This window comes from Halorhodospira abdelmalekii (genome assembly GCF_016583625.1).
GTDB classification, from domain to species: Bacteria; Pseudomonadota; Gammaproteobacteria; order Nitrococcales; family Halorhodospiraceae; genus Halorhodospira; species Halorhodospira abdelmalekii.
Genome location: NZ_NRRN01000007.1, coordinates 70,265 through 78,385, shown reverse-complemented (window position 1 = coordinate 78,385; position 8,121 = coordinate 70,265). Strand labels below are relative to the sequence as shown.

Annotated in this window: 10 protein-coding genes; all 10 read left to right on the top strand. The window is 59.7% G+C overall.

All coding sequences use genetic code 11. The features are described 5' to 3' along the window. Positions 1-845: ParB/RepB/Spo0J family partition protein (locus CKO15_RS02830; RefSeq protein ID WP_200192298.1), on the top strand; the 845-nt coding region annotated here is incomplete at its 5' end. A 139-nt stretch (positions 846-984) separates the two neighbouring features. Beyond that, complete coding sequence (locus tag CKO15_RS02825; protein WP_200192296.1) at positions 985-1,407, top strand: ATP synthase subunit I; 423 nt, start codon at positions 985-987, stop codon at positions 1,405-1,407. A 41-nt stretch (positions 1,408-1,448) separates the two neighbouring features. Further along, positions 1,449-2,249, top strand: coding sequence for a F0F1 ATP synthase subunit A (gene atpB / locus CKO15_RS02820; RefSeq protein WP_200192294.1), 801 nt, complete (start codon positions 1,449-1,451; stop codon positions 2,247-2,249). Between the two features lie 41 nt (positions 2,250-2,290). Further along, positions 2,291-2,644 (top strand): F0F1 ATP synthase subunit C, encoded by a 354-nt coding sequence (atpE, locus tag CKO15_RS02815; RefSeq protein ID WP_476729764.1) that lies wholly within the window; start codon positions 2,291-2,293, stop codon positions 2,642-2,644. A 70-nt stretch (positions 2,645-2,714) separates the two neighbouring features. Next, positions 2,715-3,185: a F0F1 ATP synthase subunit B gene (locus CKO15_RS02810; RefSeq protein WP_200192292.1), complete on the top strand. Its 471-nt coding sequence runs from the start codon at positions 2,715-2,717 to the stop codon at positions 3,183-3,185. Positions 3,186-3,197: 12 nt separating this feature from the next. Continuing rightward, on the top strand, positions 3,198-3,737 hold the full coding sequence (locus CKO15_RS02805) for a F0F1 ATP synthase subunit delta (RefSeq protein ID WP_200192290.1): 540 nt from the start codon (positions 3,198-3,200) through the stop codon (positions 3,735-3,737). A gap of 12 nt (positions 3,738-3,749) precedes the next feature. Beyond that, positions 3,750-5,291, top strand: coding sequence for a F0F1 ATP synthase subunit alpha (gene atpA, locus CKO15_RS02800; protein WP_200192288.1), 1,542 nt, complete (start codon positions 3,750-3,752; stop codon positions 5,289-5,291). Positions 5,292-5,356: 65 nt separating this feature from the next. Continuing rightward, positions 5,357-6,220: a F0F1 ATP synthase subunit gamma gene (atpG, locus tag CKO15_RS02795; RefSeq protein ID WP_200192286.1), complete on the top strand. Its 864-nt coding sequence runs from the start codon at positions 5,357-5,359 to the stop codon at positions 6,218-6,220. 63 nt (positions 6,221-6,283) lie between these two features. Beyond that, positions 6,284-7,660 carry a F0F1 ATP synthase subunit beta gene (gene atpD / locus CKO15_RS02790; RefSeq protein ID WP_200192284.1) on the top strand — a complete coding sequence of 459 codons (1,377 nt, stop codon included), beginning with the start codon at positions 6,284-6,286 and terminating at the stop codon, positions 7,658-7,660. A 12-nt stretch (positions 7,661-7,672) separates the two neighbouring features. Next, positions 7,673-8,095, top strand: a complete 423-nt coding sequence (locus CKO15_RS02785) for a F0F1 ATP synthase subunit epsilon (protein WP_200192282.1) — start codon at positions 7,673-7,675, stop codon at positions 8,093-8,095. Positions 8,096-8,121 lie beyond the last annotated feature (26 nt).

The following is an 8,121-nucleotide window of genomic DNA, read 5'->3' as shown; positions in this document are numbered from 1 at the left end:
TCTCCGCTGGGGCTGGGGGCCGGGAGGTCGGTGAGGGACTTCAAGAGCTGCCGATCGATCTGCTCAAACGTGGCCCATTTCAACCGCGGCGCAGCTTTGATCAGGCAGCATTGGCTGAGCTGGCCGAATCGATCCGCGCGCAAGGTGTGTTGCAACCGCTCGTGGTACGGGAAGGCAAGGAGAGCGAGCACTACGAAATCATCGCCGGGGAACGGCGTTGGCGAGCGGCACAACTGGCGGGATTGTCGTCGGTGCCAGCTTTGGTTCGTGACTTGAGCGATGAGGTTGCGGCTGCGATTGGCCTGATCGAGAATCTGCAGCGCGAGGACCTCAACCCATTAGAGGCTGCTCATGCGCTTCGACAATTGGTCGATGGTTTCGGCCTCTCTCATCAGGCGGCGGCTGATGCGATCGGGCGCTCACGAACCAGTATCACGAACTTGCTGCGCTTATTGGAGCTCAATACCGATGTGCAGCAGTGGGTTGGCGAAGGCCTGCTCGAAGTCGGCCACGCCAAAGTGCTTGCGGGTGTCGATGGTGTGTTGCAGAGCGAAGCGGCCCGGCGAGTGGTCAGGGAGCAGCTATCGGTCCGCCAGACAGAGGTGCTAGTACGGCGCGTACAACAACAGCACGGCAGCGAGGGGGGGGGGCGGGGGGCAGAGGGTGGTAAGCCAAATCGCGATCCCGATGTCGAGCGCTTAGAGGAGAAGCTTGCTGAGCGCTTGGGCGCTGAAGTGGCGATACAGCATAGCCGCCGCCAGGGTAAGGGGCGCTTGGTGATTCGCTATAACAGTCTGGAGGAGTTGGACGGCATCCTGGCGCGGATCCGTGAAGAGGCAGGCTGAAACGATAAATGTTTTTTATAATTCTAAGTGCTTTTATGTGTTTTAGCTGATGTCTAATGGCTGCAGATTCGGCACCCACGCTTGACGGCGAGTGCCGAGCGCGGCATTCTCGCCCTTTCGACGGCGATAGGTGGGCGCGTTGCGTAGTTCAGAGACCCTGGATCGACCTTATACGCCGCAGGGCGTATGGTCTACTCGCGGCCCAGCGCTGCGTGTTGTGGCGCGCTTGTTAAGCGCTCAAGTCGGGATCGGCGTCGGCATTAGTCTGCTGTGGGCTCTCGATTCGGTGGGAGCCATGGTGGCAGGGCTTGCCGGCACGCTGATCGCGCTTCTGCCAACGGCCTACTATGCGGCCAAGGTCTTCAGCAAAGCGCCGGGGACGCCGCCGCGGCAGGTTGTGCGGGCGTTCTACGTCGGCGAAGTCGTGAGGTTGATTCTCACCGCTGCGCTGTTTATTATCGCGCTCCGGTGGTTCAGCGGCGACTTTGTGCCGCTCATAACGACATACGCCGCCGCCCTGAGTAGTTACTGGCTCATCTTATTGGGGGCCCTCCGTACCTGACGCACCCGCGTGCGGTACCCAACCGGGGAGCAGAGTTTGCCATGAGCGCCGATATTGGGATCGACGCGACCGAATATATCCAACACCACTTGACCAACCTCCGCCTGGATCTGCGCGAAGGGGTCATCGATTCGAGTGCGGACCACTTCTGGACGCTGCACCTCGATACGTTGATCATGTCGTTCGGGCTGGGCGCGTTGTTCTGCTACATCTTTTGGCTCGGTGCCCGGCGGGCGACCTCGGGTGTGCCAGGTGGGCTGCAGAACTTCGTCGAGACGATGGTCGAGTTCATCGACAAGACGGTCTCCGAGACCTTCCACGCTAAAAGCCGGGTGATCGCGCCACTGGCGCTGACGGTCTTCTGCTGGGTCTTTCTGGCGAACTTGATGGACCTGATACCGATCGACATGGTGCCGAGCATCATGTACGCCATCGGCGTGGATTACTGGAAGGTACTGCCCAGTGTTGATCTGAACTTTACGTTCGGTCTCTCGCTCAGCGTTCTGGGTTTGATCATCATCTACGGGGTGATGGGGCACGGTGTCTTGGGCTTCCTGAAGAGCTTCCTGACGCACCCTCTGGGCCCTTGGATGGCGCCTTTTAACCTGGTTTTGAACATTGTCGAGTTTGTCGCCAAGCCGGTCTCTCTCTCCTTGCGACTCTTCGGCAATCTGTACGCGGCGGAGCTGGTCTTTATCCTGATCTCGTTACTGCCGTGGTGGATCCAGTGGACGCTCGGAACCCCCTGGGCCATCTTCCATATCCTGGTCGTCCCGTTGCAGGCCTTCATATTCATGATGCTCACCGTGGTCTACTTGGCCATGGCTTACGAAGAACATTAAACCGTTTAACCTTACGATCCTGAGAACCCAGGAGGATAGAAATGGAACTCGCAGAACTCTTTGCTAGCGTCCAGGGGATGACCGCCCTGACTGTCGGGATTTTGATCGCCGGTGGTGCTGTTGGTACCGGCATCGGCTTCGGCTTGCTCGGCGGCAAATTCCTCGAAGGCGTTGCCCGTCAACCGGAAATGGCGCCGATGCTGCAAGTGCGTATGTTCCTCGTAGCGGGTCTGCTCGATGCCGTGGCGATGATCGGTGTCGGTATTGCGCTCTTCTTCACCTTCGCTAACCCCTTCCTCGGCCCGGTTGAGGACGCGTGGAACGAGCTCGTCAACGATGGTTCCGAGGTGGCGGCTATTGAGATGCGACTCGACGACGAACGTCAGCTCTCCTGATCATCCCGTCAGGGCATAAGATCACAAAGGGCTGTAGTCACGTCGTCGCAGCTCCAACGGAGGTGTAACCGTGAATTTTGGAGCCACGTTTTGGGGGCCGATGATCAGCTTTGCGCTGTTCGTTTGGTTCACCATGAAGTACGTTTGGCCGCCGATCCAGAAGGCTTTAGCCGACCGTCAGAAGCAGATCGCCGATGGGTTGGCCGCGGGCGAGCGCGGTAAGCAGGAGCTCGAAAAGGCGAAGGACGAGATCGATGAGATGCTCCGTGAGGCGCGTCAGCAGGCCTCGGATATCATCAACCAGGCCAATAAGCGCCAGGAGGAGATGATTGAGGAGGCACGCGCGGATGCGCGGGCGGAGGCCGAGCGAATCCTCACGGCTGCCCGTGAAGAGGTTGGCCAAGAGGTTCAGCGGGCGCGCGAGAGCCTTCGCAAGGAGGTCTCACAGCTTGCACTGCAGGCCAGCGGCCAGATCCTCAAGCGGGAGGTCGACGCGAAGGCGCACGCCGATCTCATCGACCAGCTTGCGCGGCAGCTTTAGGGAGGAGGCGCAATGGCGGAGCGCAGCACGCTAGCCCGGCCCTACGCAAAGGCGATCTATGAGCTCGTCGGCGATAGCAGCGAACAGCGAAAGCAGTGGTCAGAGCGTTTAGCAGGCCTGTCGACGCTGGTTCAGGATGCACAGATGGCGCCGCTGCTTGGTCATCCGCGCGTCTCGGCGCAGCAGTTGACCGAGCTGATTGAGGAGGCGCTGGGAGGAGGGGTCGATGAGCAGGTACGGAACCTGATCCGGTTGCTGGCAGAGAATCGACGTCTTGGACTGGCTCCAGAAGTTCATCGCCTCTACGAGACGCTGCGTGCCGAAGCCGAGAACAAAGTCGAGGTCGAAGTCGTCTCCGCTCACGACTTGGATGAGGGGCAGCGCAAGCGCCTCTCAGAAGCGTTGAGCAAGCGGTTAAATAAGCAGGTCGAACTCACGACCCGCGTCGACGAGACCTTGATCGGTGGCGCGATCATACACGCCGGCGACACAACGATTGATGGCTCGGTGCGAGGCAAGCTGGCTCGCCTATCGAGCGCACTGGTTCAATGACGAGGTAGGACGATGCAACTCAATCCATCGGAGATCAGCGAGCTAATCAAGCGCCGAATCGAAAGTTTCGACGCAGCGGCTGAGGCCCGCAACGAGGGTACGGTCGTCAGCGTAAGTGACGGCATCTGTCGAATTCACGGTTTGGCCGACGTCATGTTCGGTGAGATGCTCGAGTTCCCGGGCAATACCTTCGGCATGGCCCTTAACTTGGAGCGGGACTCAGTCGGTGCCGTATTGCTCGGCGAGTACGAGCACATCTCCGAGGGGGATACGGTTAAGTGCACGGGCCGCATCCTGGAAGTCCCGGTTGGTGAGGCGATGCTCGGCCGCGTAGTTGATGCGTTGGGCAATCCAAGCGACGGTAAGGGCCCGATTAAGACTGAGGCGACAGAGCCGATTGAGAAGGTTGCTCCCGGTGTTATCAGCCGTCAAAGTGTTGATCAGCCGGTACAGACCGGCCTGAAGGCGATCGACTCGATGGTGCCGATCGGGCGCGGACAGCGGGAGTTGATCATCGGAGATCGACAGACCGGGAAGACTGCCGTCGCCGTTGATGCCATCATTAACCAGCGTGATAGTGGTATTAAGTGTATCTACGTCGCGATTGGACAGAAGAACTCGACCGTAGCCAACGTCGTGCGCAAGCTCGAAGAGCACGGCGCGATGGAAAATACGATCGTGGTTTCTGCCCCAGCTGCAGATTCGGCGGCGATGCAGTACATCGCACCCTATGCCGGCTGCGCGATGGGAGAGTACTTCCGCGACCGCGGCGAAGATGCCCTGATCATCTACGATGATCTGACCAAGCAGGCATGGGCTTATCGTCAGGTTTCGCTGCTGCTGCGCCGGCCGCCGGGCCGGGAGGCGTATCCGGGTGACGTCTTCTATCTGCACTCGCGGTTGCTGGAGCGGGCGGCGCGGATCAACGCCGAAGAGGTAGAGCGACGCACGAACGGCAAAGTCAAAGGGAAGACCGGCTCGCTGACGGCGCTGCCGATCATTGAGACGCAGGCGGGTGACGTCTCGGCCTTCGTGCCGACGAATGTGATCTCGATCACGGATGGACAGATCTATCTTGAGACCGACCTTTTCAACTCTGGTATCCGTCCAGCGATCAACGCCGGTCTGTCGGTCTCTCGTGTCGGTGGTGCCGCGCAGACGAAAGTCATCAAGAAGCTCGGTGGCACGGTGCGACTAGCGCTGGCTCAGTATCGCGAGCTCGCGGCGTTTTCGCAGTTTGCATCGGATCTTGATGAGGCGACCCGCGCTCAGCTTGAGCGGGGACAGCGCACCATGGAGCTGATGAAACAGTCGCAGTATCAGCCGTTGAGTGTCGGTGAGATGGCCTTCGTGCTCTTCGCCGGTAACGAGGGCTACGTCGACGATGTCCCCATTGATCAGGTCGTGCGCTTTGAAAAGGCGCTGCTCGACTATTTGCGCGCCGAGCATGCCGAGCTGCTGAATAAGATCACCGAGACGGGTGACTATAACGATGAGGTCCACGCCGCGATGCAGCAGGCGATGGATCAATTCAAGCAGAACCGCACTTGGTAGGCGCGGCGCTGGGGCGGGCAGGGTGTTGCCCGCCTCAGGCTGTTATCGCGATGAAGAGGTGACCGATGTCCGGCGCTAAGGAAGTCAAGACCAAGATCAAGAGCGTTAAGAATACGCAGAAGATCACCAATGCCATGGAGATGGTTGCGGCCTCGAAGATGCGCCGTGCCCAAGAGCGCATGCAGGCCAGTCGCCCGTATGCCGAGAAGATCCGGGAGGCGATCGGACACCTAGCCGAGGCCAACCCCTACTATAGGCACCCTTTCTTGATTGAGCGGGAGCGCGTCGGGCGAGTTGGCTACATTGTGATCTCGACCGATCGCGGCTTGTGTGGCGGTCTTAACGTCAACCTCTTCAAGACAGCGATTAACGACCTGCAGGCGTGGCGCAAGGAGGGCGTCGAGGCAGAGGTGGTTCCTTTCGGAACCAAAGGGGTGAGCTTTTTTAGTCGCCTTGGGGTACGCCTTCCGGCTGAGGTGCGCGATTTAGGCGATCGCCCGAGCTTGGAGCAGATGATCGGTCCGGTCAAAGTCATGTTGGATGCCTATGTCGATGGCCATATCGATCGGGTCAACCTCATTAGCAACCGGTTTATCAATACGATGACACAGCGCCCGACGGTGCAGCGCTTGATACCGGTTGAGCCGGTCCACGATGAGGAGATGCCACAGACGTGGGATTACATCTACGAGCCGGATGCCGCTTCGCTGCTTGATGACGTGCTGCGTCGCTATGTCGAGTCTCAGGTCTACCAAGGGGTGGTCGAAAACATCTCCTGTGAGATGGCGGCGCGAATGATCGCGATGAAGAGTGCCTCCGATAACGCCGAGCAGATCATCGACGAGCTACAGATCACGTACAACAAGGCCCGTCAGGCCGCGATCACGCAGGAGCTCAGCGAGATCGTCGCCGGCGCTGAAGCCGTCTAAATCCGATTTCAAAATCACGCGCGGGCCTCGGTGGCCTGTGGGAAGCAATTTGAGGGGATCCGAATGAGCGCTGGAAAGATCGTTCAGGTGATTGGCGCGGTCGTCGACGTGGAGTTTCCGCGCGACCAAGTACCGAAGATCTATGACGCCCTTGTGGTCGACGAGCGGGGCCTGATCCTGGAGGTTCAGCAGCAGCTAGGGGACGGTATCGTAAGGACCATTGCAATGGGTTCATCCGACGGCCTGAAGCGGTCGGAAAAGGTCTCGAATACGAATCGGCCGATCTCGGTCCCGGTAGGGCAGGGTACCCTCGGCCGGATTATGGACGTCCTCGGCGAGCCGGTGGACGATGGCGGCGAAGTTAAGGCAAAAGAGAAGTGGTCGATCCACCGCAAGGCGCCTAGCTACGAAGAGCAGGCCGGTGGTCAGGAGCTGCTTGAGACCGGGATCAAGGTGATCGACTTGCTCTGCCCCTTCGCCAAGGGTGGCAAGGTCGGCCTCTTCGGTGGTGCCGGTGTCGGTAAGACCGTCAACATGATGGAGCTGATCCGCAACATCGCGATTGAGCACTCTGGCTACTCGGTCTTCGCCGGTGTCGGTGAGCGGACCCGTGAAGGCAACGACTTCTACCACGAAATGAAGGACTCAAACGTCCTCGATAAGGTCTCGCTGGTCTACGGTCAGATGAACGAGCCGCCGGGCAACCGCCTGCGGGTGGCCTTGACCGGTCTGACCATGGCGGAGTACTTCCGTGATGAAGGCCGGGACGTTCTGATGTTCATCGACAATATCTATCGTTACACCCTCGCCGGACAAGAGGTCTCGGCGCTGCTCGGCCGGATGCCGTCAGCGGTCGGTTACCAGCCGACGCTGGCCGAGGAGATGGGCAAGCTGCAGGAGCGGATCACCTCGACTAAGACCGGCTCGATCACCTCGGTGCAGGCGGTCTATGTGCCGGCGGACGATCTGACTGATCCCTCCCCAGCAACAACCTTCGCCCACTTGGATGCAACGGTGGTGCTCTCGCGTCAAATCGCCGAGCTCGGTATCTATCCGGCCGTCGATCCGCTCGACTCAACTTCGCGTCAGCTCGATCCGTTGGTCATCGGCCAGGAGCACTACGACGTTGCGCGTGGGGTCGAGGGCGTGCTGCAGCGCTACAAAGAGCTGAAGGACATCATCGCGATCTTGGGTATGGACGAGCTCTCTGAAGACGACAAGCTGACGGTTGCCCGGGCACGGAAGATCCAACGCTTCCTCTCGCAACCCTTCTTCGTCGCCGAAGTCTTTACCGGTATGCCCGGTAAGTATGTATCGCTCAAAGATACCATCTCCTCCTTCAAGGCGATTCTCGATGGCGAGTACGACCACCTGCCGGAGCAGGCGTTCTACATGGTCGGCACCGTCGAAGAGGCTGCCGAGAAGGCCAAGAACCTGTAACGTGGGGGTGTCATGAGTACACTCCAAGTAGATATCGTCAGTGCTGAAGAGCAGCTCTACGCCGGTGAGGCCAAGATGGTCATCGCTCCGGCGATTGAGGGCGACGTGGGTATCGCTCCCCGCCACGCCCCACTTCTGACTCGGCTGCGCCCGGGTGAGCTGCGGATCATCAGGGAGGGCGAGGAGGAGTTCTTCTTCTACGCCTCCGGTGGGTTGCTTGAGGTTCAGCCGCATCGCGTCACCGTATTGGCGGATACCGCGGTGCGGGCTAGGGACATCGATGAGGCAGCTGCACTTGAGGCTAAGCGTCGCGCCGAAGAGCAGCTTCGGACGCAAAAGGACGAGGTCGACTACAGTCAGGTTCAAGCCGAGCTGGCCGAGGCAATGGCGCAGCTGCGTGCGCTGGAGAGCCTCCGCAAGCGCGCGAAGCGCTAGTCCAAGAAGACGCCAAAACGAGAACG

What these genes read in the sequence shown, in the direction of transcription:
- CKO15_RS02785 (WP_200192282.1), top strand. Translation starts at nt 7,673, where the DNA reads ATGAGTACACTCCAAGTAGATATCGTCAGTGCTGAAGAGCAGCTCTAC.
- atpB (WP_200192294.1), top strand. Translation starts at nt 1,449, where the DNA reads ATGAGCGCCGATATTGGGATCGACGCGACCGAATATATCCAACACCAC.
- atpE (WP_476729764.1), top strand. Translation starts at nt 2,291, where the DNA reads ATGGAACTCGCAGAACTCTTTGCTAGCGTCCAGGGGATGACCGCCCTG.
- atpD (WP_200192284.1), top strand. Translation starts at nt 6,284, where the DNA reads ATGAGCGCTGGAAAGATCGTTCAGGTGATTGGCGCGGTCGTCGACGTG.
- CKO15_RS02805 (WP_200192290.1), top strand. Translation starts at nt 3,198, where the DNA reads ATGGCGGAGCGCAGCACGCTAGCCCGGCCCTACGCAAAGGCGATCTAT.
- atpA (WP_200192288.1), top strand. Translation starts at nt 3,750, where the DNA reads ATGCAACTCAATCCATCGGAGATCAGCGAGCTAATCAAGCGCCGAATC.
- atpG (WP_200192286.1), top strand. Translation starts at nt 5,357, where the DNA reads ATGTCCGGCGCTAAGGAAGTCAAGACCAAGATCAAGAGCGTTAAGAAT.